Annotated in this window: 18 protein-coding genes and 2 pseudogenes; 17 read left to right on the top strand and 3 right to left on the bottom strand. The window is 62.5% G+C overall.

The genetic code is table 11. The features are described 5' to 3' along the window. The 11 genes and pseudogenes from B0G73_RS29705 to B0G73_RS29655 all read left to right on the top strand — a co-directional run. The coding region (locus B0G73_RS29705) for a DUF2345 domain-containing protein (protein ID WP_146144248.1) at positions 1 to 395 on the top strand (395 nt) is incomplete at its 5' end. Positions 396 to 415: 20 nt separating this feature from the next. After that, positions 416 to 2,764, top strand: coding sequence for a M23 family metallopeptidase (locus B0G73_RS29700; RefSeq protein WP_106284732.1), 2,349 nt, complete (start codon positions 416 to 418; stop codon positions 2,762 to 2,764). A 14-nt stretch (positions 2,765 to 2,778) separates the two neighbouring features. Then, on the top strand, positions 2,779 to 3,441 hold the full coding sequence (locus tag B0G73_RS29695; protein ID WP_106284731.1) for a hypothetical protein: 663 nt from the start codon (positions 2,779 to 2,781) through the stop codon (positions 3,439 to 3,441). A 215-nt stretch (positions 3,442 to 3,656) separates the two neighbouring features. Continuing rightward, on the top strand, positions 3,657 to 3,920 hold the full coding sequence (locus B0G73_RS29690; RefSeq protein WP_106284730.1) for a hypothetical protein: 264 nt from the start codon (positions 3,657 to 3,659) through the stop codon (positions 3,918 to 3,920). A 15-nt stretch (positions 3,921 to 3,935) separates the two neighbouring features. Beyond that, positions 3,936 to 4,186, top strand: a pseudogene (locus B0G73_RS29685) (PAAR domain-containing protein). Between the two features lie 43 nt (positions 4,187 to 4,229). Beyond that, positions 4,230 to 4,776 (top strand): annotated as a pseudogene (locus B0G73_RS41445) (DUF2345 domain-containing protein); the annotation flags it as partial. Positions 4,777 to 5,017: 241 nt separating this feature from the next. Continuing rightward, positions 5,018 to 5,701, top strand: coding sequence for a response regulator transcription factor (locus B0G73_RS29675; protein WP_106284729.1), 684 nt, complete (start codon positions 5,018 to 5,020; stop codon positions 5,699 to 5,701). Beyond that, entirely contained in the window at positions 5,698 to 6,684 is a 987-nt protein-coding gene (locus tag B0G73_RS29670) for an alpha/beta fold hydrolase (protein ID WP_181196670.1), read from the top strand. The genes B0G73_RS29675 and B0G73_RS29670 overlap by 4 nt, the downstream gene beginning before the upstream one ends. 189 nt (positions 6,685 to 6,873) lie before the next feature. Next, the gene (locus B0G73_RS29665; RefSeq protein WP_106284728.1) at positions 6,874 to 7,059 is read left to right on the top strand and encodes a DUF3563 family protein; all 186 of its coding nucleotides are present in this window, start codon (positions 6,874 to 6,876) and stop codon (positions 7,057 to 7,059) included. Between the two features lie 362 nt (positions 7,060 to 7,421). After that, a complete protein-coding gene (locus B0G73_RS29660; RefSeq protein ID WP_106284727.1) occupies positions 7,422 to 8,648 on the top strand; it encodes a hypothetical protein in 1,227 nt (408 codons plus the stop codon). A gap of 17 nt (positions 8,649 to 8,665) precedes the next feature. After that, complete coding sequence (locus B0G73_RS29655) at positions 8,666 to 11,248, top strand: hybrid sensor histidine kinase/response regulator (protein ID WP_106284726.1); 2,583 nt, start codon at positions 8,666 to 8,668, stop codon at positions 11,246 to 11,248. 27 nt (positions 11,249 to 11,275) lie between these two features. On the opposite strand, the gene B0G73_RS29650 is transcribed toward B0G73_RS29655, so the two are convergent. Then, a complete protein-coding gene (locus B0G73_RS29650; protein ID WP_106284725.1) occupies positions 11,276 to 12,442 on the bottom strand; it encodes a hybrid sensor histidine kinase/response regulator in 1,167 nt (388 codons plus the stop codon). A 305-nt stretch (positions 12,443 to 12,747) separates the two neighbouring features. Between B0G73_RS29650 and B0G73_RS29645 the strand changes: the two genes are divergently transcribed. Further along, positions 12,748 to 14,583: an ABC transporter ATP-binding protein gene (locus B0G73_RS29645; RefSeq protein WP_106284724.1), complete on the top strand. Its 1,836-nt coding sequence runs from the start codon at positions 12,748 to 12,750 to the stop codon at positions 14,581 to 14,583. A 33-nt stretch (positions 14,584 to 14,616) separates the two neighbouring features. Here the strand turns inward: B0G73_RS29645 and B0G73_RS29640 are convergent, their stop codons facing one another. Continuing rightward, positions 14,617 to 14,838 carry a hypothetical protein gene (locus B0G73_RS29640; RefSeq protein ID WP_106284723.1) on the bottom strand — a complete coding sequence of 74 codons (222 nt, stop codon included), beginning with the start codon at positions 14,836 to 14,838 and terminating at the stop codon, positions 14,617 to 14,619. 419 nt (positions 14,839 to 15,257) lie between these two features. Here B0G73_RS29640 and B0G73_RS29635 point away from each other — a divergent pair, with 419 nt between their 5' ends. From B0G73_RS29635 to B0G73_RS29620, 4 genes are read left to right on the top strand one after another with little or no spacing between them, the layout of a single operon-like run. Beyond that, a complete protein-coding gene (locus tag B0G73_RS29635) occupies positions 15,258 to 16,493 on the top strand; it encodes an efflux RND transporter periplasmic adaptor subunit (protein WP_106284722.1) in 1,236 nt (411 codons plus the stop codon). A gap of 15 nt (positions 16,494 to 16,508) precedes the next feature. Then, a complete protein-coding gene (locus B0G73_RS29630; protein WP_106284721.1) occupies positions 16,509 to 19,634 on the top strand; it encodes an efflux RND transporter permease subunit in 3,126 nt (1,041 codons plus the stop codon). Then, positions 19,631 to 22,951 carry an efflux RND transporter permease subunit gene (locus B0G73_RS29625; RefSeq protein ID WP_106284720.1) on the top strand — a complete coding sequence of 1,107 codons (3,321 nt, stop codon included), beginning with the start codon at positions 19,631 to 19,633 and terminating at the stop codon, positions 22,949 to 22,951. The genes B0G73_RS29630 and B0G73_RS29625 overlap by 4 nt, the downstream gene beginning before the upstream one ends. Continuing rightward, positions 22,948 to 24,456: an efflux transporter outer membrane subunit gene (locus B0G73_RS29620; protein ID WP_106284738.1), complete on the top strand. Its 1,509-nt coding sequence runs from the start codon at positions 22,948 to 22,950 to the stop codon at positions 24,454 to 24,456. Before B0G73_RS29625 ends, B0G73_RS29620 begins: the two co-directional genes overlap by 4 nt. A gap of 132 nt (positions 24,457 to 24,588) precedes the next feature. On the opposite strand, the gene B0G73_RS29615 is transcribed toward B0G73_RS29620, so the two are convergent. Continuing rightward, positions 24,589 to 24,816 (bottom strand): hypothetical protein, encoded by a 228-nt coding sequence (locus B0G73_RS29615; protein ID WP_106284719.1) that lies wholly within the window; start codon positions 24,814 to 24,816, stop codon positions 24,589 to 24,591. A gap of 319 nt (positions 24,817 to 25,135) precedes the next feature. Here B0G73_RS29615 and B0G73_RS29610 point away from each other — a divergent pair, with 319 nt between their 5' ends. Next, on the top strand, positions 25,136 to 25,642 hold the full coding sequence (locus B0G73_RS29610) for a hypothetical protein (protein ID WP_146144247.1): 507 nt from the start codon (positions 25,136 to 25,138) through the stop codon (positions 25,640 to 25,642). Positions 25,643 to 25,776 lie beyond the last annotated feature (134 nt).

Below are 25,776 nucleotides of genomic sequence, written 5' to 3'. Positions count from 1 at the left end.
CAGGTCGCGACGTGAGCGTGTCGTCGGGGCGCTCACTGTTCGCGTCGGTGCGCGGTGCGATCTCGATGTTCGCCTACCAGCTTGGGCTGAAACTGATCGCCGCGAAAGGCCGCGTCGATATCCAGGCGCAGAGCGACCAGATCGCGCTCGCCGCCCTGAAGGACATCACGGTCAGCAGCACGGACGGCAAGGTCGTCATCACCGCGTCGAAGGAAGTCTGGATCGGCGCGGGTGGGTCGTATATCCAGATCAACGGTAGCGGGATTATCAACGGCTCGCCGGGGGTGATTCTGGAGAAGGGGCGTTGGGATGTGCAGGACGCAGACGCTCGCATACCGAGCTTCCCTCCGTTCGGATCGGGTACGCCCACTGATGACTACATCCATTCGCTGTAACTTTCCCTCCTGACAGACCTATGATTATCAGCCCGCCCTTTCTTTCAGCAGCCCACCCGCAGCAGAATGACGCAATGCCCACAGCGGATGCGGGCAACACGGTCGTACCCGACGATGATGTGTGTGCCGCCAACATGCTCGAATGTGCGCCGGGCAACGGCGCCTATCCGGTCAGCTTCAATCTTGGCTGGCATGGCGGTGCGCATCTGAAAGCCCCGCTCGACGGCAATCAGGTCACTTCCGTGCGCGCCATCGCGGACGGCACAATCGTGTACGTGCGCCAGACGGATACGACCCATAAGCCGACGCTTCAGTACCGCAACGTGCGTACGGACGACGGCTGTGTCGTCATCCGGCACGATACGGAAATTGGCGAAGGCGACAACGCGAAGGTCACCTATTACTCGGTGTACATGCACCTCCAGGCCGCGCTGTCGTCGCTGTCCGTGGGCAAGAAGGTTTATCGCAAGGATATCCTGGGCACACCGGGCCAGATTTACGGGCAGTTTCCGCAGATCCACTTCGAGATCGTCTGCAACGAGGCGAACCTGAGGAAGTTCATCGGGCGCGCCCCCGGGCCGCTGGGCAGCACCCCGGCTCGTACCGATGCGGTCTATGGCGACAGCTGGTTCTTCATTCCTCGCGGTGCGAAGCTCTTTGCCAGCGAACCACACCCTTTCCGTGATGACGACAGCGCGCCGCCTGTCGCGACGTTGCACCCCCAGCCGTCTCTCGTGCCGACGGGAACCAGTTGCGAGCTTGTCGTCCGCATGCATTACGAGAAGGATTGCACGCTGACGACCTACAGGCAGAATGCGGATTTGAGCTGGTCCGTGTGCGGTGCAATGCCCGCGGAAAGAGAGGCAGAGTACAACCTGTATCAGCGTGCTAACGCCCTTCACGGACGCTTTACAGACGATTCTCTGTCGGCAATTGCTCCAGGCATGGCTGTGGCCTCTCCGAGCGCCATCTTCGAGATGATCCGTTTCGGACGCTGCATCAACGATCAACTGCCCGCCGGCGCGCGCTTCAATCACTGGCGGAAAGTGAAGACGCCAGACGGTGATGGATGGATCAACCTGTCCAAGGCAGGCGTGCGCGCCTATAGCGACGCCGATTTCCCGGAGTGGGCCGGCTGGAACTTCATCAACGATGATCCGACACCCGACAGCCTGTGCGATTCACCGACTGTGAAGCGGTGGCTGGACGTCAATCATTCCGGTCATGTCACCCACGCCGACGCTGTCGGGGCTCTGGGTGTCGATGCGGTTCATCAGCGCCTTGCTCACGCTGTCTGCAAGTTTCCTTCGGAATGGAGCCGGGACGGACTGGAGGCGCGATACAACTGGCTCAGGAGTCCGCATGAGGCATTGACCAGTCCGTTATCGGACGCAGCTTTTAGCAAGCTGGTGGATCACGCGCGCGATCTGGCGTTTTGGGAGGACGTCAGCGATCCTGATTTTCCGCATGCCGATGAGGTCTGGCATTTTCCGCCGACGGCGTTTATCCGGCATTTCAGAAGTTGCGGCTGGTTAAGCCTCGACGAACTGACACAACTTATCCCCAGAAAGCACGGGCCGAATAATGCGCAATACACTATTGACTGGCAGACCGCACATAATCGGTTGACCGACGGAACGATTAAATATGCCGCCCTTAACAAGACGTTCAGGAAATATTGTGTCACGACACCGGACCGACAGATTGCATTTTTGTCTCAATGCTACATTGAGACAGGATTATTCAGGACCGCCGTAGAGGATAATATTGGGCAGGGTTCAACCGGAAATGTTCAATATTACAGGGCATTTTATGGTCGCGGCGTGATGCAGCTTACTTGGCCGTCGCTGTACGCCGATTACGGAAAATATAGGGGATTCCCCGACAACAGTTCCGGCCATTACACGGACTCTAGAATTACGACGACCTCAATGCATTACTGGTCTTCAGGACCAACGACAGATGCGAGCGGACATATACATCAGGACCTCAGACGATGGCATCCTCGTTATGATCCTGATTTGGTTGGCTCCGATAGTTGGAATGTATGTGAGAGCGGCGGATTCTTCTTGTTCTGGAAGCACTTTATGGGAACAACAAATATTCTACGGATGGCCGACGAAGGCATAACCTCGACGACGATCGGTCGTGTCTCGGTATTGGTGAACGGGGGCGGAGCCGGATATGACGAAAGGCAACAGTATGCCGCATTTCTTTTGCGGTATCGAAGCGACTCCTTGGACACCAATGTACATACTACGCTGACTTACCGGCGACAGCGGATTGTCTCTCATCCGCACACAGCATGGGGTGAATATCCCGAGCAAGTACAAATGTACGTGGATTTCACCCCTCAACGCTATACATAAAGTAGGACCATGAAATGAAACTTTCCATTGCAGTGTTGTTTTTAGCCATCGGGGTGGCATTTTGCGCGCATGCAGAAGGTTCAATAAGCATTGACCCCATTCCGACAGTTCGGAATGTATCGTCAGGACTTAACCGTTCGCTTGTGGCACTCCGCGCTCGCGTGCGGTTAGATGCGAAATATTGCATGGAAAACGCCGAAGGAATGGAATCTATCGGAACCTATACGGCCGCTTTTAGGAAAACGATAGATACCAAAAAAATTATTGTTATAGAAGTTTCTGGCTCTATGATGTGCGACGGCGTTCACCCATCGTCATATCGTTATGGGATTGCCTTTGAAAGGTTTAGCGGAGAACGATTGAATTTAAACGCCATTTACAATATTGCGATTTCTCGAGATCATCACTTGTTTTTACGATCGGAGCTTGCGGAATCCGCGAAAACAAGTTATCGAAGAGAAAATTCAAGTAATCAGTCGTGCCTTGCGAACTCGGATTGGGAACAAGCAGTAACTAATTATCCAATTACCTTCTCCCCGGAGGGCAACGGATCAATCTCTCTTTATTACGCAATTCCAGATGTATCTGCTGCATGTTTTCCGGTGCTGCATTTGGAGCGAAGTGCGGTTGCACACTATCGTGATGCCGCCCAAGCGGCTCGGTTTGATCTTCCGTAAAAATTCGCCTATGTGCACGCCGTACTATTGCGTCGTGCGGACGGATTTGTTGAAACCAAAGTAAAGAATATGGACATTAAGAATATTTTTATTTCTATTGCACCGTGTTTCGCCAACACCTCCAATACGTTCGCGAAAACATGCAATGCAGATGCCTTCCAAAATGCATGAATCGCACCAGGCATGATCGATTGAACTGCGAGGCCGGATGCGGAATGATAATTCAACAGTGTTACGATAAAGGTATCGCGGATATAAATGAGAAAATAAACCGCCAGATGCTAGACGTGAAATCTAAAAGCGGAGCCGTCTGTGTGAACTTTTCCGCTTCGTATCTAGACGTCGCATCTCGCATGGAAAGTGATATTTTGGACAAGGCTGATAGTTTGCCTGGATGGGTTGCAGGTGAAATGAAGCTCAACCTCGCCAAGCAGCGTCTCGATAGAGTCGGCTTGATACGCGGATCGTGCAAACAATAACGAAGGGACATTTCCATGAGTGATCTCATCCGACTCGGTGACGCCACCGACCACGGCGGCGAAGTTATCACCGCCTCAGAAGTCATGCGCTATGGCGGTGTGCGCGTGGCCCGAAGGGCGACGAAGTGACCTATCCGCTCCACCCTGAGGTCGTGCCCAACGTCATCATTGGGGGCGACGACAGGATCACGGACCACGGTGTCCCCGTCGCGCGTCAGGGCCACCATGCCACATGCGGTTGCAGCCTTATACCCAGCGTCGTCTGATTTCACGTTCTCGGGTCGCTTCCACGACACGGGTATTTGCATGGGCGTGCTGCGCAACCACGGCATGCCGGTGACCATCGAGACGCGCAGCGGTGCGCAGTCGCCCGCCAAGGACATGGGCGAGATGGTGCAGCGCCTGACGCAGGCGCGCGCGCAACACGAGAACATGGCGCAGCTCGACGCGATCCGGGGCGGCACCGCCCAGTGGCGTGAAAATCCGTTTCCCGAAATGACGCGGCCCGATCTTGTCGTTGCGAGCGCGGCGGGCATCCGCATGACCGCCACGCGGGGAACGTACATCGTGAGCGGGCAGGATCATGCAGTGACAGCGGGCCGCGACGTGAGCGTGTCGTCCGGGCGCTCACTGTTCGCGTCGGTGCGCGATGCGATCTCGGTGTTCGCCTACCAGCTTGGGCTGAAACTGGTCGCCGCGAAAGGCAAGGTCGATATCCAGGCGCAGAGCGACCAGATGGCGCTCGCGGCCCTGAAGGACATCACCAGCACAGACGGCAAGATCGTCATCACCGCGTCGAAGGAAATCTGGATCGGCGCGGGCGCGCTCGTGTATCCAGATCAACGCCAGCGGGATGTCGGCACGCCACGAGTCCCCTCCACCTCAGCGCTTCGCGCCCAGCGAAGTCCTCGAATCGTTCCGCGTCCACGCTCGCGTCGGCACGCACAAGACTTCTCATCCGTTCGTCCGGAACGGCACGCCGGATCATGCCGCCGAGCGTGCATCGGTTATCATTCAATCGCCCGCTTACCGTGGTCCGGCCATGCGCGCGCGAGCTGCGAGTCAGGCACAACCTGACTGTTGCCGACAGGACGATCATGAGAGTTCTCCTTGTTGAAGACGACCTGCAGATTGGTCAAAGTCTGCTGCGTGCACTCAAGGACGCCGACTATAGCGTCGACTGGGTGAGAGACGGCGTCGCCGGGCGCGACGCGATGGCCAATGCCGAATACACCGTCGTGCTGCTCGATCTGGGCTTGCCCAGCATGAGCGGCATCGAGTTGCTGAAGTCGTCGCGCGCGGCCGGCAACGCGGTCCCGGTGCTGATCCTGACCGCCCGCGACGATCTCGATTCGCGCGTACAGGGTCTCGATGTCGGCGCCGACGACTACCTGCTCAAACCTTTCGACGTCCCCGAACTGCTCGCCCGCATCCGTGCGGTGCTGCGGCGCAAAGCAGGCTACGCATCGTCGCGTCTCGGCGACGAATCGCTGAGCCTCGATCTCGACAAGCGCACGCTGACCTGCAACGGCGCAACAACCGTGCTGTCCGCACGCGAATTCGCGCTGATGCTCGCGTTTCTCGAACGCCCCGGCACGATCCTGTCGCGCGAACAGCTCGAGGACCGTTTGTACGGCTGGGGCAAAGAGGTCGAAAGCAACGCGGTGGACGTGCTGATTCATTCGGTGCGCAAGAAATTCGGCCTCTCGGTGATTCGCAATGTCCGCGGGCTCGGCTGGACCGTGATGCTCGGCGAAGCCGGCAAAGGCCCGGCGTCATGACGCGCCTACGTGCGCTCGTCGCCGCAACGTCGCTGGTCGCGCTATTCGGCGCCACGCAGCCCGCGCTCGTCGAAGCGAAAACCGTCCACTTCGCGAACGAAAAGGCCTGCCCTGTCGTTGCCGATCGCCCGGACCACAAACCGTCGACTCGCGAGCAGATCGCCCATACGGTCAACGGCGACATCGCGTACTACCGTTTCGGCCACGGCACGCCGATCGTGCTGCAAACCGGTTTTCGCGCGACGGTCGCGGAATGGGACGCGGCCTTTCTGACCGATCTCGCCAAACGGCACGAAGTCATCGTCTTCGACAACCGCGGCATCGGCCGCTCCGAACCGGCTGCATCGAGCTTTACGATGCGGGACATGACGCTCGACGCGGCTGCGCTGATCGACACGCTGCGACTCTCCGACGTCACCTTCGTCGGCTGGTCGATGGGCGGCGCCATTGCCCAGCAACTCGCGCTCGATGCGCCGCTCGCCGTGCGGCGCATCGTCCTCATGAGCGCGCCCGCGCCGGGATCGCTCGGCGTGCCGGTGACGCCGGGGGTCGAAGCCACCCTGTCAGGCAAAGCGGGCACCACTTTCATGGACGTCATGCGGGTCCTGTTTCCGCCCAACGCCGTGGATGCAGCGCAGCGGTGCTTCCGTCGGAATATGTTCCAGCCGGCCGGCTATCAGCCGCCCGCCATGTCCGCGACCGTGACCGAGGGGCAGTCCGCGTTGCTGCACGATTGGGCCGGTGACGAGGCCGCCGCTGCGGCGCTGAAAAACGTCCGCCTCGCCACCCTGATCCTGACGGGCGCCGACGATCAGGTCTTGCCGAAGCAGAACTCGGAAGCGCTCGCCGAACAGATTCCGCATGCGCAACTGCTCGTGGTGCGTTCGGCGGGCCACGCGATGATGTATCAATACCCGCACGCGCTGGCCGCCGCGATCAACACGTTTATCGCGACGTCGCGCCCGCCCAGCAGTGCCGAATAAATCCCCCAGCCTCGGCCGGCGCCGCAGGCATTCCAGTCCAAAATTCACCCAAGGCCGAACTGCGGTTCGCCGGTTTCACGCGCTCATTTCCGGCTCATTCTTCGCGCCTAAGCTTCATTCCATCGACGGGCAACGCCAGCTCCCATAGCCGGATCGCAACGCTCGTCGCAACACGGACTGGAGAAAATCATGTTCACTGAGCTTGCGAAGAAACTGAGCGCCTTGCTGATCAACACCGACGACCACGAACGCGACGCCTATCTGGCGTCCTCGGCCGATCTGGTCGATCTGGAGCACCGCATCAACGTGGTCGAAACGCATGCGGATCCGGTACGCTGGTATGGGGCGAGCACGCCGCACGAAGGGAGGATGTGAAGCAAGTCTTGCCGCCCACGCTTTCATGGGCGCGTCGCTCAAACGTGCCCACGAGGTGCGGACCGACTGGCTCGCGTGCTCCGGCGAAGCGCCGAACTCAGTGACGCCACTCGTTCATACGGCGGCCCGAAATTTTCCAACGGAAAGATTCCGCCTTCTCCGGCCCGTTTGGCCATCGCATCTTCTCGTTGGAAAAATCTACCGGGCCCGACCGCCGCAGATGTCCATTCTCGGCAATGCGAAGCAACAGACGCGCACACCGCATCAGTTTTCTCTAGAGTTGAAGGGTCGACCATCCAACACGCCAGTCGACTTTGTCGCGCTGATCGTCCAACGCGAGTTTCAATCAAAGGGAAAAACAAATGAAAACTTCTGTTCACCACGAAATACAGACCTATTCCGACGGGCAAATCGGGGGTCGTCAACTTCAAACGGGCGCCTTAAAACTTAAGCACACCATCCCCCCGGACGAGATCCGGGATAACCTGCCGGCCGGTCAAGGCGGCGTCGGGTTTCTCTTTCACGCGACCGACTGGGAAACCCTTTCCTTTTCGTTTCACAATGTGAAGCATCGAAATGCGTCATTCGAAGAAGAACTTTGGAACACCAGGCCTTTCATTGCCTCACCCATCTATTCGGGATCGCAGATCATCGGCGCCAATATCGCCTGCCCCGTGCCGCTCGAAATGTGGCTCGGCAGCCCGCGCGGCATCAAGCGATTTCGCGAGACGCAATTTTTCCCGGCCCTGGAGCTGGCAAGACAGGCCGGCCTGAACATGGTGGCGATGGGCGCCTCCACGCCTTATGCGTGCAACTACGGAGCCCTGCCGCGCGACATCAAACCGCCGCATATCACCACGGGCCACGCCGCCACTGCCGCGATGCTGAAAGACTGGGCCATGCACTGCTGCAATGAACTCGACCTCGAATTCGGCAACACCACGCTTGCTCTATTCGGCGCGGCTGGCCGGCTCGGCACGACGGTGGCCAAATACGCGCTCTACAAAGATGCGCCGCGCGAGCTTGTTCTGATCGATCTGCCGGACAAGGTGAATCTGCTCACCGAGCAAGCGAGGGAGTTGATGGCATCGGACCTGCTCGGTAAAACGCGCGTCTCCGTGCACACCTTCAGTCCAGACACCCCACTGCCGGACTTCGACGGCGCGATTCTGGCGAGCAGCACCAGCGTGCCCTACCTCACCGCGGCCGATCTCAGGCGCGCGCAGTTCTGGATCGACGACTCCCACCCGCGGGCGGCGAGCGTCGAGGCCGAACTCGCGTCACGCGGACATACGCTATATATTGAGTGCTTCGCGCGTGGGCCGGCCGGACTCAACACCGCGTTCCCGTTCCGGCTGCCGACCACGCGCGACTGCTATACCTGTTTCGCCGAAGGCTACTCCGCCTGGCAGGAAGGCATTGCGTCCGACTTCATCATCGGCAGCCCGCCCGTGTGGTCCGTCTCGTACACACACAGCCTGCTGAAGAAGTACGGTTTCGCGGTCGGCCCTTTCCACGGAAAGGACGGTTCGCCGATCGAGCCGGCGGCTGCACAACTTCGCGGCAAGCAAGAATTGATGGGCTCGTAAATGTCACTGGAGGCCTGATGGTCATGCCGCGCGAGAGCATGCGGGACGTGCTGGAACGAAGCCGGTTTGCAATACGATGGGGCGGCGCACTGGGCCTCCTGTGCCACCCGATCTACTACGTAGTCTGGACTTATGTCCTGCCGCAGCCTTACGACAATCTTTCCCTTCGACTGAGTGCGGCGCTAGTCTGCATTCCGTTGATTTTTCAGGCGCGCTGGCCGAAGCGGTTCAATCATTACCTGCTGATCTATTGGCATTGCTGCCTGATCTACGTCCTGCCATTCGTTTGCACATTCCTCGCGATCAGAAATTCATTCTCCACCATGTGGATGATGACCGAGGTCATGATGATCTTCATCATGGCGCTGTGCATCGACAATCCGCTTTTGCTGATGGGCTGCATCGGCATTGGCGTGTTCTCCGGGGCGCTTGCCGCGGTGCTCAGTTCGCCGGTGCCGATTGTCGTGACCGCCGCCGATCAGTCGAATCTCGCCTTGCTGCCGGTCGTCGTCCTGTGCAGCATGGCGTTTAGTCATGCGATCAGTAAAGGACGCATCTTCGTTGAAAAGAACCGTGCCCTGCAGGCGCTCGCCGGTTCGATCGCGCATGAAATGCGCAATCCTCTGAGCCAGTTGCGCTACGTGCTGGATCGCGTGGAAGAAGCGCTGCCCGCAACCAGGGGACCCGAACGACCGCTTGCGCTCGTGCACGACACGCACGATCGACACGACAGGAATGGGAATACCGCCGGGCTGTATCGTCATCTCGCGCAAGGGCAGTTGTCGATCGAGCGCGGCCTGCGCATCATTGCCATGACGCTGGACGAAGTCAGCGCCAAACCGATTCGTCCGGACTACCTCGCTTATCTGAGCGCGGCGAGCACCACGCGTAAGGCGCTGGAAGAATACGGCTTTGCCGACGAAAAGGAACGCGACAAGGTCAGACTCGTAGTGCGGGAGGACTTCACCTTCAAGGTCGACGAAACCGTCTATCTGTTCACCCTGTTCAATCTGATCAAGAACGCGCTCTATCACATCGCCACGCATCCGGCGGCCACGCTTACCCTGACCATCGAGCAGCAGTCGGTCATGGTTCGCGACACCGGTCCCGGCATTGCGCCCGCGATGGTATCGCATCTGTTCGAGCCGTTCCGTACCGCGGAGACTTCGGGCGGCACGGGGCTCGGGCTCGCCTATTGCCAGCGCGCCATGCGCGCCTTCGGCGGCAGTATCAGTTGCCGCTCGGAAGTCGGTAGGTTCACGGAATTCACGCTGCAATTTCCCGTTGTGCCAAAGAGCGAAATCGTGGACCACGAGCGGCAGATATTTGAACGCGCCACGCCGGTCTTCAAGGACAGGCGCATTCTGGTCGTGGACGACGACGCCGGTCAGCGTGCGCGCGCCTGTCGTGCGTTGTCGAAAGTGGGCGCATGCGTGAGCGAAGCGGAAAACGGCGCGGTTGCATTGACCGTGCTCCGCGAGTCGGCCCCTTACGACCTCGTGTTGATGGACATCAACATGCCGGTTCTGGACGGCTATACGGCCGCCGAGGAAATTCGCGCCGCTCACGACTATCCAAGCTGGAATGTCCTGATTGCCGCCTATACGGCCGAGCCCGGAAGCGTGGTGCGCGTGCTCGCCCGGCGCGCCGGCATGGACGGAATCATCAGCAAGTCCTGCAGCGTGCTCGAATTGATCACGACGCTGCAGGCACTTCTCGAAAACGGCAATCGCCACCATCTGAGCCAGAAATCCGACGCGTTCTCCGGCAAATCGATCCTCGTCGCGGACGACGACACCTACAGCCGGCTGGTGGCCAAAGCCTATCTGGAACGATGCGGAGCAAGCGTCGTCGAGGCCGAGCATGGGCAGGCCGTGCTCGCGCATCTGCAGGCGGACGGCGTGATCGACGCCATCGTCATGGATATGAATATGCCGGGCATGGGCGGCCTGGAGACGACCGCGTCGATTCGCGCCCGTGACGATTCGTATGCCACCGTACCGATCATCGCGCTGACCAGCCAGTCCGATCTCAAGGCGGTGCAAACCTGTCTCGCCGTGGGCATGAACGAAGTCATGATCAAACCGGTGCAAGCCGGTTCGCTGTACGCGTGCCTCGCGCGACAGTTTGGCCGGCAACGTGACTCGAACGCGCCGGCGCAAACCGAACTATCGTCGACGTCGGCGGCCACGCCGGCCGGCAATCTGCCGATCGTGACGGACAGCGAACTGCTCGACGAGAAACACCTCGAAGAACTGGGCTCGCTCGATCTGCTCGACGAATCGTTCCTCAAAGGCATCGAGCAGATCCGCCAGCTGGTGGCGCGGCTTGCGACAAGTGTCGCGGCCGGCGACCTCGAATCGACGCACGGCGTGTTGCACATCCTGCTCGGCGTGAGCGGCAATCTCGGCGCGCGAGCGCTGCATCAGTTCGCGCGGCAAATCTATCCGCGTGTGGTGCAAGGCGAATGGCCGGTGGAAACCGATTGGCTCGCGCGAATCGGCATCCTGAGCGAGCGTTCGACCGATGCGCTGCAGACGTATTTCGCCACGGCCAAGGCTGGCCGTGAGCATCGGGATTATTTCAGCGATCAGGAGTGACGCAAGTTGCCATGCGGGCCATCCAGTTCACCGCAAAGCCGCCTGACTAGCGGACGGCTCCTCGTCATCAGCGGCGTGCAGGCGGCTATTGAACCCCGGAAAACCCATCGTCACCGTCGTCCCCGCGCCGACCGTCGAATCGACTCGCAGGCATCCGCCGAACGATTGCATGATGCGGTTGCAAAAGATCATTCCCATGCCGTGGCCGCCGGCGCCGGCGTACGTGGTGACCGGATCCTGCAGCAGGCGCGCCTTGACCTCCGGCGCGATTCCCGGGCCGTTGTCGCGAATGCGGATCTCGGGTTCAGGGAACGCCACCACTTCGAGCCGCAATGCAGGCGCGCTGCTGCCGTCGAGCGCGCGCAGCGCGTTCGACAACAGCGAAGACAGCACGAGCGCCACGCAATTGGGCATGGCGTGCACGACAAAATCCCCTTCCACGTCGACCTTGACCCAATCGCGCTGTGACGCGACGAACGGATAGGTGTCGAGCAGCGTGGCGATCAGGCGCGTCGCCCTGACGGCGCGCGTACCGCCGCCCGAGGCGGACTTCTGGCCGCCGCTCTTGTGCACCGTCGCCCAGAACGACGAGATCAGCGTCAGGCAATACTGCGCATTGTTCAACATCGACTTCGCGGCGAGGCCGATCTCCCGCTGACGCTCCGGATCGTATTGCTCGGCCACGTCGTTCTCGACGGAGCGCGCGAACAGCGAGATCGTGGCGAGCGGCGTGTTCAGTTCGTGGGCGAGGAAGGCGAGCGTCTCGTCCATGGCGAGCAGCCGCTGCTGACGCGTTTCGCGTTCCGTGTAGCGCGCGGTTGCGAGTTGCAGCACCTCGCGCACCATGTCCGTTCGCAACGGCTTTTCGATAATGCGGAACACGTCGCCGGTATTGACCGTTTGCAGCAGCATGTCCTTGTCGGCATAAGCGGTCACGAGAATGCGCACGATTTGCGGATACTCGCGCGCCACCTGGCGCAGCAGATCGTCGCCGTCGCGGCCCGGCATGCGAAAGTCCGTCACCAGCACGGCAATTTCCGAGGCGTGCTTGCCGAGCACCGTTATCGCCTCGTCGGCGCCTTGGGCGACATACACTTTGTAATCGGCGCTCATCGCGCGCGCGAAGTGATTGCGCGACATCTCGTCGTCGTCGACGAAGAGAACGGAAAACGGCGGCTGCATAGGGTCACTCATCGCATTCCCAGCGGATGGCGGCGGGTCGACATTGAACGAAACCCACGTTACGGATGATAAAAATGGCTTGCCGCGCGGCAAGCACCGGATCGTTTTGGCGTTTGGAAGTATAGGGTATCGCGTCTCGCGAAAAATGGGGAATCACCGCACAGCCTTATCCGATATGCATCAGCGCAAACCAGACGGGCTCGCCGCGCATAACGGCACGTTGCTTGCGTACCGACAGAGCCGGACTGATCCACTGTCGCCTGCGCCGCGGGATCGCACAGCATGGACGCCCGAACCCTTCGAACAAGTGCGGTGCCATGGAACTGTCCAACGATGGCGATGCCGGCCGGGCCGGACGCGTGCGCAGACGGCGGCAATCCCGCGTGCTGTCGCGCTACGCCGGGCGGCCCATCCGGCTGATCTGGCGCTACGTGGCGCGCCGCAAGCTGACGCACACCGTGGTGCTGGCGAGTGTCGTGGCGGCGGTCGGCTGCGCGCTGGCATCGCAATATGGGATCCGCAATCTGATCGACGCGTTGCCGAACGGCCGCGCCCACCCGCAACACGTGATTCACGCGTTTGCCGTGCTGGTCGCGCTGATCCTCGCCGACAATCTGTTCTGGCGCATCGCGGGTTGGGTCTCGGCGCGCACGTTCGTGGCCGTGACGGGCGATATCCGGCGCGAAATGTTCGACTATCTCACGGTGCACGCCCCCACCTTCTTCGCCGACAAGCAACCCGGCGTTCTGTCCAGCCGGATTTCAGCGACGGCCAACGCGGTGTACGTGATCGAAAACACCGTGGCGTGGACGGCGTTGCCGCCGAGCCTGACCGTGGTCGGGGCGATCGTCATGGTCGGCGCGGTCAGCATTCCCATGAGCCTGACGCTGGTTGCCATGTCCGCCGTGCTGGCGTTCTGCCTGTTCCTGCTGGCGCGCAAAGGCACGGCCCGGCACGAGGCGTTCGCCGCGCGGGCCGCCTCGGTCGACGGCGAACTCGTCGACGTGATCGGCAATATGGGCCTCGTGCGCGCCTTCTGCGCCGTGGTGATGGAACGGCGCCGCTTCGACGAACTGCTCGCGGTCGAAAGCGACGCCCGCAAAAGCAGTGTGCTTTACCTCGAAAAGCTGCGCCTGCTGCACGCGCTCGCCACTTCCGTCCTGTCGGCGTGCGTGCTCGGGTGGACCGTGTGGCTGTGGAGCGTCGGCCGTGCGACCACCGGCGACGTGGTTCTGGTCGGCTCGCTCGGTTTCTCGATCCTGCATGGTTCGCGCGACATCGCCGTGGCGTTCGTCGACCTGACCCTGCATGTCGCCCGGCTCGGCGAAGCGTCCGAAACATTACTGATCCCGCACGCCATGCCCGAACCCACCAGAGCGGCGCCGCTCGAAGTCCGGCAGCCCACCGTGGACTTCGAAAACGTGACCTTCGCGTATCCCGGCCGCCGCCCGGTGGTGAGCGGTCTGAACCTGCATATCGGCGCGGGCGAGCGCGTCGGTCTGATCGGCCCTTCGGGGGCGGGCAAATCGACTATCCTCGCGCTCCTTCAGCACTTCTACGAGCCGGTCTCCGGGTGCGTGCGCATCTCAGGCCAGGACATCGCGCATGTCACTTTGCAAAGCTTGCAAGGCGCCATCTCGGTCGTGCCGCAGGACGCGTCGCTGTTTCACCGCTCGCTGCTGGACAACATCCGCTACGGTTGCCCCGACGCCACCGAGGCCGACGTGCGCCGCGCGTGCGAGGACGCCTACTGCCTCGATTTCATCAACGCGATGCCCGAAGGGCTCAACACCATTGCGGGCGATCGCGGCACCAAACTCTCCGGCGGACAGCGGCAGCGCATCGCGATTGCCCGCGCCATTCTGAAAGACTCGCCCATCCTGCTGCTCGACGAAGCGACCTCGGCGCTCGACACCGCATCGGAGATCGCCATTCAGGCCGCGCTCGAACGGCTCATGCAGCATCGCACCGTCGTCGCGATCGCTCACCGGCTGTCGACCTTGCAGTCGTTCGACCGGATCGTGGTGCTCAACCGTGGCCGCGTCGTTCAGCAAGGCACGCCGGCCGAGCTGGCCGCCGTGCCGGGCATCTATCGCGACACGCTGGCCCGGCAGATCAGACGCACGCCGGCGCCGCGCCCCGATCTCATGTGATCGAAACGCCGGCGACGCCGCAAGGTCGTTCTTTCACACGCCGCCGCCCCCGCCGAACAGACGGCGCACGAGTTCACGGCCCCGGCTCGTCAGCCGCAGCGCCGACGTGCCGCCCACCATCACGCCCTCCTCGCGCCGGTCGATTTCGATCAGCTCGTACCGGCTCAGCGCGAGCACATCGGGATCGATGGCTTCCTGACGCCGCCCGGTGTCAGCGAGACGCAGCAGTGTCGCGAGTTCATGATGGCTCAGCATCGGGTACCTCGTCGGTTGAGACTGGACAAGGCCCTCATGCTAGCGAGCGAGCCCGACATTCGGGCTACGGTTCTGTTGCGTCGAGTTACGCGGTTACAGCTCGGCTGCGCGTATGCCTCGCTTGTTCTCCCGTCACGGTCCGCGTCGTTGCTACTTTTTTCCGTATGGCCGCGCTCGCGCCGGGGTAGACGGCACGGCGCCACGGTCCGGTCGACCGTAACAAATCGAAACGCCCGTCAAGGTGGTGTCGCGAGAATTAGCTCCACAGTCGGATAGACTCTGGGCGTGATTGTGTGGATCCTGTCGCCGGCACCGGCGATACCCATCCTGGGAGTTCGTATGACGCTCTTCGACAGCCATTGGCCGGACCGTCCATCGACGGCGTTCGCCGGGTGCCACGCATCCGGCGGGAGACCGTCATGAGCGAAGCGTCGACGATCCCGGTCAGGCGTCCGCGGCGTGGCCGCATCGTGTTCGCGATCGTGGTGCTGGCGCTGATCGCCCTGGTGGTGTTTCATGTGTTGCGCTCGAAGCCGGCCAAGCCCGGCATCGCGCCCCAGGTCGTAACGGTCGCCGCAGCCACCACGGGACCGATGCCGGAGACGCTGAGCGAACTGGGCACCGTAACGCCCGTTGCCACCGTCACCGTGCTGCCGCAACTGAGCGGCTACCTGACCGCCGTCGGCTATCGCGAAGGCCAGGACGTGCAGAAAGGCCAATTCCTCGCGCAGATCGACCCGCGCCAGTATGAAATCAGCAAGCGGCAAGCCGAGGCGCAACTTGCCAAGGACAAGGCGGCGCTCGCCCAGGCGCGCGCCGATCTCGCGCGCTTTACCCAACTCAACGAGCGTAAGTCGATCGCCGAGCAGACCTATGCGGACCAGAAGTTTCTCGTCCTGCAGGACGAGGCTGCCGTCAAGGCCGACGAAGCCAACATCGCCCAGTTCGATCTCGACTTGATCTACTGCCACATCACTGCGCCGGTGTCAGGCCGGGTCGGGCTGCGGCTCGTCGACCCGGGCAACTACGTGACCGCGTCGAGTCAACCGGGCATTGCGGTCATCACCACGATGAAACCGACCACCGTCCAGTTCACGGTTCCGCAAACCGCGCTCGATAAGGTGCTGCAACGCGTCAACGCCGGCGCGCAGTTACCCGTCGCCGTGTTCAGCAGCGACAATTCGCGGCAGATCGCGACCGGCACGCTGTACGCGATCAACAATCAGATGGCGACCGCGACCGGCACCGTCACGTTGCGCGCAACGGTCCCCAATGACGACGAGGCACTCTTCCCCAACGAATTCGTCAACGTCAAACTGCTGGTCGACACGCTGCAAAACGCGGTGCTGGTGCCGACGCCCGCGGTGCAGAGCGGCGCGCCCGGCGACTACGTGTATCTGGTCAACGCCGACAACACCGTATCGGTGCGCAAGGTTACGCTGGGGCCCAGCGACGGTCAGCATACGGTGATCACAACAGGGCTCGCCGCCGGCAACGTGGTCGTCACCGACGGCATGGACCGCTTGAGCGACGGCTTGAAGATCAAGGCGTCGACGGCGCGGCCGGGCTCGGGTGCCGCGGGTGCGTCGGCGGCCACGCCGGCCGCACCGCCGGCCTCCGCGTCCGCGGCCAACGCGGCATCCACGGCTTCATAGCACGCCGCCCCGTCGATGAACTTCTCCCGCCTGTTCATCCTGAGGCCCGTGGCGACGTCGCTGCTGATGGTCGCGCTTGTGCTCGTCGGCCTGGTCGCGGTGCGCTTCCTGCCGGTCTCGTCGCTGCCGGCTGTCGACTATCCGACCATCCAGGTCCAGACGTTCTACCCCGGCGCGAGTCCGAATGTGATGGCGACCACCGTCACTGCGCCGCTCGAAGTCCAGCTCGGCGAGATTCCGGGCTTGCAGCAGATGGTGTCTTACAGTTCGGAAGGCGCGTCGGTGATCACGTTGCAATTCGATCTCTCGCTGAATCTCGACATCGCCGAACAGAACGTGCAGCAGGCGATCAACGCCGCCAACAGCTTCCTGCCGGCCGGCCTGCCCGCGCCGCCGACCTACGCCAAGGTCAATCCGGCCGATCAGCCGATCCTCACGCTCGCGGTCACGTCGAAGTCCATGTCGTTGACGCAGTTGCAGGACACCGCCAACAATCGCCTCGCCACCAAGATATCCGAAGTGCCCGGCGTCGGCCTCGTCACAACCGCCGGCGGCAATGTGCCGGCCGTGCGCGTCGAAGCGGACCCGCAAAAGCTCGCCGCCTACGGCCTGAATCTCGACGATCTGCGCACGCTGCTCGCGAACGTCAACGTCAGCCAGCCGAAAGGCAATTTCGACGGACCGGAGCTCGATTACACCATCAACGCGAACGACCAGATCGTCGATCCGCAAGACTATCTGGCCACGGTGATCGCGTATCAGAACGGCGCGCCAGTGTATTTGCGAGACGTCGCGCGCGTGAGCCAGGCCGCGCAGGATGTGGAACGCGGCGCGTGGTACAACCGCACGCCGGCCATCGTGCTGAACGTGCAGCGTCAGCCGGGCGCGAACGTGATCGCCACCGTCAACCAGATCATGAAGCAATTGCCGGCGCTCGAATCGACGCTGCCCGCCGGGCTGCAAGTCACGGTGGTCGCCAACACCACGGGCGTGATCCGCTCGTCGGTCTCGGACGCCGCGTTCGAACTGGTGCTCGCCGTCGTGCTGGTCGTGCTGGTGATTTTCGTGTTCCTGCGCAACGTGCCCGCCACCATCATTCCGAGCATCTCCGTGCCGGTCTCGCTGATCGGCACGCTCGCCGTGATGTACCAGCTCAACTATTCGATCGACAACCTCTCGCTGATGGCGCTGATCATCGCGACCGGTTTCGTCGTGGACGACTCGATCGTGATGATCGAGAACATCGTGCGCTATCTGGAGGAAGGCAAGATGCCGCTCGAAGCCGCGCTCGAGGGCGCCGGCCAGATCGGCTTCACGATCCTCTCGCTGACGGTCTCGCTGATCGCCGTGCTGATTCCGCTGCTGTTCATGGGCGGCGTGATCGGTCGGCTCTTCAGCGAATTCGCGATCACGCTCGCGGTGACGATCGTGATCTCCGCGGTGGTCTCGCTGACCGTCGTGCCGATGCTCTGCGCGCGTCTGTTGCGCGCGCAGGCGCAACGTCACCCGAGCCGCTTCGAGCGCATCAGCGAAGGCCTGTTCGACAAGACGCTCGCCGCGTACGAGCGCGGCCTCGTCTGGGTGCTCGATCACCAGTTGCTGACGCTGGTGGTCGCGCTGATTACGGTCGCTCTCACCGCAATCCTGTACATCGTGATTCCGAAGGGACTGTTTCCGGTGCAGGACGTCGGCGTGATTCAGGGCATCAGCGTGGCCGACAACTCGGTGTCGTACACGGCCATGGTCCGGCGTCAAAGCGCCCTCGCCGCCGCGATTCTGAAGGACCCCGACGTGGTGTCGCTGACCTCGTATGTCGGCATCGACGGCACCAATCCGACGCTGAACAACGGCCGCTTCCTGATCAATCTGCGCCCGCGCGACGACCGCTCGATCACCGCAGAGGAGATCGGCCGCCGCATCCAGCAGGAAGTCGCCGACGTGCCCGGCATTCGCCTCTATCTGCAGCCCGAACAGGACCTGACGCTCGACACCTCGATCTCGCGCAACCAGTACAACTTCGTGCTGCGCGGGCCGAACCAGCAAGCTTTCAATCAATACGTGCCTGCGCTGATCGCACGCATGAAGCAGATTGCCGCGATCACGGACGTCACCAGCAATCTGAACACCAACGGCCTGAGCGTAAACGTCGAAGTGAACCGCCAGCTTGCCGCGCGCTACGGCATCACGGCGGCTACGATCGACAACGCGCTGTACGACGCGCTCGGCCAACGCATCGTCTCGACCATTTTCCAGCAGTCCGATCAGTACCGCGTGATTCTGGTGGCGAAGCCCGAGACGATTCCCACGGTGCAGTCGATCGGCAATCTGTATTTGCCGAGTCAAACGAGCAGCACCGGGCAGGTGCCGCTGTCGGGCATCGCGAAGATCAGCATCACACAATCGCCGTTGTTGATCAGCCACCTCGCGCAGTTCCCTTCCGTCACGATCTCGTTCAACCTCGCGCAGGACGCGTCGCTCAGCGCCGCCGTCGCGCAGATCCGCGACGCCGAGAAAGCGGTGGATCTGCCGCCTTCCATCACGACCTCGTTCCAGGGCGCGGCCCAGGCGTTCGAGGATTCGCTTTCCAGCGAGGTGTATCTGCTGATCGCCGCGCTGGTCGCGGTGTATATCGTGCTCGGCGTGCTGTATGAAAGCTACATTCACCCGGTGACGATTCTCTCGACGCTGCCCTCGGCCGGCATCGGCGCTTTGCTTGCGTTGATGATCGCGGGCAGCGATCTCGACGTGATCGGCATCATCGGCATCGTGCTGCTGATCGGCATCGTCAAGAAGAACGCGATCATGATGGTCGACTTCGCGCTCGAAGCGGAACGCGTGCACGGCAAGCCGCCGCGTGAGGCGATCTTCGAAGCGTCGCTGCTGCGCTTCCGGCCGATCCTGATGACCACGCTCGCCGCCATGCTCGGCGCGCTGCCGATGCTGCTCGGCACCGGCACGGGTTCGGAACTGCGCCGGCCGCTGGGTCTTGCGATCATCGGCGGGCTCACGCTCAGCCAGGTGCTGACGCTGTTCACGACGCCGGTGATCTATCTCTTCTTCGATCGCCTCGCGCAGCGCGTGAAGAACCGCCGCCGCGCGGCGAATGACGGCGCCGCCGCGCCGCCGGAGAACGCGCCGTGAACATCTCGGCGCTCTTCATCCGGCGCCCGGTCGCGACCGCCCTGCTGGCGTTCGCGATCCTGATATCCGGCGCGCTTGCCTATTTCCGCCTGCCGGTCGCGCCGCTGCCGAACATCGCCTTTCCGGTGATCGCGTTGCAGGCGAATATGGCGGGCGCGAGTCCGGAAATCATGGCGGCAACGGTTGCCGCACCGCTGGAGCGGCGTCTCGCCACCATCGCCGACGTCAACCAGCTCACCTCGATCAGCTACGTGGGTTCGTCGCTGATCATCGTGGTGTTCGGCCTGAACCGCGATATCAACGGCGCGGCGCGCGACGTGCAAGCCGCCATTCAGGCCGCGCGCGCCGATCTGCCGACCACGCTGCGCAGCAATCCGACGTACCGCCAGTACAACCCGGCGGGCGCGCCGATCATGGTGCTCGCGCTGACCTCCGACACGCTGACCAAAGCCCAGCTCTACGACTCCGCCGACTCCGTGATCCAGCAGCAGCTGTCGCAAGTCACCGGCGTCGGGCAGATCACGCTCGGCGGCGGCGCGTTGCCCTCGGTGCGCGTCGAGCTGGAGCCAGGCAAGCTGAACAGCTACGGCATCGGCCTCGAAGACGTGCGCGCGGCGATCGGCGCGGCGAACGCGAACAGCGCGAAAGGCCATGTCGATCAGGGCGAGCAGCGCTACGTGGTGACATCGAACGATCAGATCAGCAAGGCCGCGCCATATCGCGACGTGGTGATCGCCTATCGCGACGGCGCGCCCGTGCTGTTGCGCGACGTCGCCCAGGTGCGCGATTCGAATGAAAACATTCGCAATGCCGGACTCTACAACGGCAAGTCGGCGGTGCTCGTGATCGTTTATCCGACGCCGGGCAGCAACGTCGTGCAGACCGTCGGGCAAATCCGCGCCCGTCTGCCGATCATCGAAGCCGCGCTGCCGAGCGCGATTCATGTGAACGTCGCCATCGACCGCTCGGAGTCGGTGAACTCCTCGGTGGCCGATACCGAGCGCACGCTGTTCATCGCAGTGCTGCTGGTGGTGGGCGTGGTCTTCGTGTTCCTGCTGTCACCGCGCGCCACGCTGATTCCGGCGGTCGCGCTGCCGCTCTCGATCGTCGGCGCCTTCGGACCGATGTATCTGCTCGGCTATAGCATCGACAATCTCTCGCTGATGGCGCTGACCATCGGCACCGGCTTCGTGGTCGACGACGCGGTCGTGGTGCTGGAAAATATCGTGCGTCATCTCGAAGCCGGCCTCGAGCCGAAAGAAGCCGCGCTGCGCGGCAGCGCCGAGGTCGGCTTCACCGTGATCTCGATGAGCCTCTCGCTGATCGCGGTGTTCCTACCGATCCTGCTGATGCCCGGCATTGTCGGCCTGCTGTTTCACGAGTTCGCGGTCACGCTATCAATCGCGATCATTTTGTCGCTGATCATTTCGCTGACAGTCACGCCGGTCATGTGCGCCTACCTGCTCGGCCACGAACGCGCGATGCATTCAAAGGCACGCTGGGCACGCTGGATCGAGGCGCAGTTCGAGCGCTTCAAACAGGCCTATTCCCGCTCGCTCGCAACGGCGCTCGATCACGCGCTCGCGGTCGTCCTGCTGCTGATCGGCCTGCTGGTGGCCAACGTGTTTCTTGCACGGCTCCTATCCGGGACGTTCTTTCCGGAGCAGGACACCGGCATTCTGATCGGACAGATCATTGCCGACCAGAGCGTCTCGTTCGGCGCCATGGAAAAGAAGCTCGCGCAATTGCAGTCAATCGTGAAGCAGGACCCCGCGGTAGCCTCGGTCGCAGGTTTTACCGGCGGACGCGCGCTGAATACCGCGAACGTATTCATCGAACTCAAGCCGCTCGCCGAACGCCATCTGTCGGCGACTGAAGTGGTCAACCGCTTGCGGCCGAAACTCAACGCCGTCTCGGGCGCGCGGCTTTTCCTGCAGGCGCAGCAGGATCTGCAGATCGGCGGACGCCAGGCCGCGGCCGAATACCAGTACACGCTCACCAGCGACGATGCGAACGCGCTCTTCACATGGGTGCCGAAACTCGTGACCGAACTCGGTAAATACCGCAGCAAGATGGAGGACGTGAACTCGGATCTGCAACAGAACGGCTTGCAAACCTATGTGAATTTCAGCCGCGCGACCGCCGCGCGTTATGGTTTTCAGCCGAACCAGATCGACAACGTGTTGTACGACGCGTTCGGCCAGCGCACCGTGTCGACCATTTACAACGCGCTGAACCAGTACTTTGTCGTGATGGAAGTCGCGCCGGCCTATTGGCAATATCCGCAAGCGCTCAATCAGATCTACCTGAGTACCGCAGCGGGCAACGCGAACGGCACGCAGCAGACACAGATGTCGCGCGCCACCGTCAAAGCCGTGCAGCAGCCGGCGGCTGTCAGCAGCGCGTCGAGCACCAGCGCGAACACGAATTCGCTGAACGCCGATGCCGAAGCGAATCAGCAGACCAACAGCATTTCGAACAGCAAGGGCGGCAATTCGAGCGGCAGCGCCGACAGCACGGCGGCCGAAACCATGGTGCCGCTCGCCGCGCTGATGACCTTCTCGAACAGCCACACCGCGACGCAGGTGAACCACCAAAGCGGACTCGTGGCCGGTACCATCTCGTTCAATCTGCCGGCAGGCGGATCGCTGAGCGAAGCCGGTGAGATCATTGCGCAGGCCGAGCGTGACATCGGCATGCCGGCGTCGGTGCATGGCGCGTTCGCGGGCGCCGCGCAAGCTTATGGACAGTCGATGGGCGCGGTGCCGCTGCTGATTCTCGCGGCGCTGGTGGTGGTGTATCTCGTACTCGGCGTGCTGTACGAGAACACGGTGCACCCGCTCACGATCCTGTCGACGCTGCCGTCGGCGGGCATTGGCGCAACGCTGGCCTTGCTGATCTTCGGCACGCCCTTTTCTGTGATCGCGATGATCGGCATCATTCTGCTGATCGGCATCGTCAAGAAAAACGGCATCATGATGGTCGATGTCGCTATCCAGTTGCAGCGCCACGAAGGCAGGAACGCGCGCGATGCGATTCACGAGGCTGCGGTGGTCCGTCTGCGTCCGATCATGATGACGACCGCTGCCGCCGTGCTGGGCGCCGTGCCGCTCGCGATCGGCATCGGCCAGGGCGCGTCGCTGCGCCAGCCGCTCGGCGTGACGGTCATGGGCGGCCTGCTCGTCAGCCAGGTTTTTACGTTGTACACGACGCCGGTGATTTATCTGTACCTCGACCGGCTGCGCGCACGACTCGCCAGATGGTCAGCGCGCCTGCCGTGGAATCGCCGCGGCGAAGCACCGGATACGAGTTCATGATGAAGACGATCTCCCCCACCCGACTGGCCGGCGCGATGCTGGTGTTTTCGACTGTGCTGTCGACGGTGTTGACAGCCGGCTGCACGGTCGGCCCCGACTACCATCGGCCGCCCGTCGCGACGCCCGCCACGTGGAAAGAACTGCCCGGCTGGACCGAAGCGCAGCCCGCCGCCGAGGTTCCGAAGGGCGACTGGTGGACGGGCTTTAACGACCCGCTCATGGATGAATTCGAGCCGCTCGTGTCGGTGTCGAACCAGACCGTGCGCCAGGACTATGCGAATTACCAGCAGGCACTGGCCGAAGTGCGGCTCGCACGCAGCGCGCTGTTTCCGACGATCGGCGTGACGGGATCGGCGACCCGCGCACGTTCGTCGACCGGCAACTTCAGTAGCGGCTCACTTGGCGGCCTGGGCGGGGCGAGCAGTTTTCAGCGCATCAACAATGCCGGCTCGCTCGAAGCCAACGCCAGCTGGGCGCCCGACCTGTGGGGCCTCGTGCGACGCAATATCGAGCAGAGCGCCGCCACCGCGCAAGCGACCCAGGCGACGCTCGCGAACGCCACGCTCTCCGAGCAGATCGCGCTGGCAAACGCGATCATCGATCTGCGCGTGACGGACGCGAATATCGACCTGCTCACTCACACCGTCGACGCGTTCCAGCAATCCTTGCGCGTCGTCGCCGAGCAGGACAAGGCCGGCACCGTGCCGCCGTCAGACCTGGTGAGCGCGCAGACACAACTGGAGTCGGCGCAATCGAGTCTGATCGCGCTGGGCGTCGCGCGCGCCCAGAACGTTCATGCGATCGCCGTGCTGGTCGGCAAGAATCCGGAAGAACTGGACATCCCTCCGAACACCATGCTGCCGACGCTGCCGTCCATTCCGGTCAGCGTGCCGTCCACCCTGCTGCAACGCCGCCCCGACATTGCCGCCGCCGAGCGTCAGATGGCGGCGCAGAACGCCGCAATCGGCGTGGCCGTCGCCGCGTATTACCCGACGATCTCGCTGTCCGCGCTGGACGGCTTCACGCAATCGCCGTTGGCCGGCCTGCTGCATATCAGCAACTACGTGTGGTCGTTGGGTGGCCAGGCGAGCGAGACGCTGTTCGACGGCGGGCAGCGCAGTGCGCAGGTCGATGCGGCAAAGGCGTCGTACGAAGCGGCCGTGGCCAATTATCGCGGCACCGTTTTGGCGGCGTTCCAGGGCGTGGAGAACGACCTTGCCGGCTTGCGCATCCTCGCGCAGCAATCCGAGGTGCTGGAGCGCGCCGTCCGCGACGCGACGCGCGGCACCGAGATTGCGCGCAATGAATACCAGGCCGGCACGGTGGACTTTACGACGGTGGCGACTGCGCAAGCCGCTCAACTGAATCTTCAGCAAACCGCATTGAACGTGCAACAAACACGCTTGCTCGATGCGGCGTCGTTGATCGGCGACCTGGGAGGCGGCTGGTCCGATAGCGAACTGAGCGATCCGCGCAAGACGGGGCAACAGAGCGCGTCGCCCTGAGCCCCTAGGCCCTGACTCGCCGATCCGTTCGGTCGGGATGCTGGTCGTTTTCTTTCGCCACCGCCGCGCCGGCGATCCGATGCCGCGCCGGCGACGCCGCGACAAAGCCCGGTTCACCGCGCAACGACTATCTCAGGATAGCGAAGCAAGCATATTCGACAGCCGTCTGATGTGAGCCTTGAACGCGTCGCTGGCTTCGCGATCGGTGGTGGGATTCAGATGCGACGTCTCGGCGAGTTGAGCCTGCTCGTGGAAATCGTTGGCGACCGCGCGCCGCACGTCCGGTGGCAACGACCGCACGATGGAGACCAGTAGTGCCTCTTCGGCGTGGATCATGCCCAGAATCGAATGAGTGTCCATGGCAACAGCTCCGTTGATGGCGCGGTAAGTTCAATCTAGCACGCTCCGCGCCGGGTATTCTGGTTACTTCCGCATACCTCTCGTTACAAACCGTCAGCCACCGGTTGGTTATCATGTGCGCTCGCATCGCTCTGAGCACCGTTGGCTAATTATGAGGAAGATCGGAAAAGCGTTGGTAGTCGGTCTGGTGCTGGCAGAGGTCGGATTCGCCGTTTACCTACTGTCCCCAAAAAGTGATCCGGCGACCCGCGATCCCGCAGCCGTTTCGGACGGCTCCGCGGCGTCGGCTTCAGACAAAGTGCAGTCCGGCACGTTACAGGTGACAGCCGACCACGCAATCGGCACGCCGCCGCCCGCCGCGAGCGCGGATATCGCCACTCGCGCTCCCGCGCCGAGCCCCGCCCAATCCGTGCAGGGACACATCACGTCCGCGCCCGCGCCCGCGCCCGAACGGTCAACTGAACACGCCGCGCAAATGCAGCAGCAACCGGCACAACCGCATCCCCAAACGGTCCAAACACCCGCTGTGGCCACTGTGCTTGCCGGCACCGATTCAAAAAAAGCCACCGTTGTGCAACCCGGCCGCAGCCGGGACGGTCTGCACCGCCGCGACTCCACCTCGCTCTCGACCCCGGCAACGGACGAACTCGTCAAGGAATCCGCCAAGCTCGATCCGGCGCTCCCACCGCCCGAGCCGTTTGCACACGACGACCAGCCTCGTCGCGGCTCGAACGCGGTCGGAGCCGCGATGACGGAACAGCTCGTCAGAGAGTCCGCCAAGCTCGATCCGGCATTGCCGCCGCCGAACCCATCGGGCGTGCACTAATCGGGTGAAACGCCGCTCGTGCGGCCGCCGTGATCCACGTGATCCATGTAATCGCCGTGATCACGCGCCGGCTGCTCAAGCCATGATGCGTTCAATTGCGCCGTAGTCTACGATGTAGTGCACATCCATGCGCG

Source organism: Paraburkholderia sp. BL25I1N1 (genome assembly GCF_003002025.1).
Classification (GTDB): domain Bacteria; phylum Pseudomonadota; class Gammaproteobacteria; order Burkholderiales; family Burkholderiaceae; genus Paraburkholderia.
This window is presented reverse-complemented; position numbering and strand designations above follow the sequence as displayed.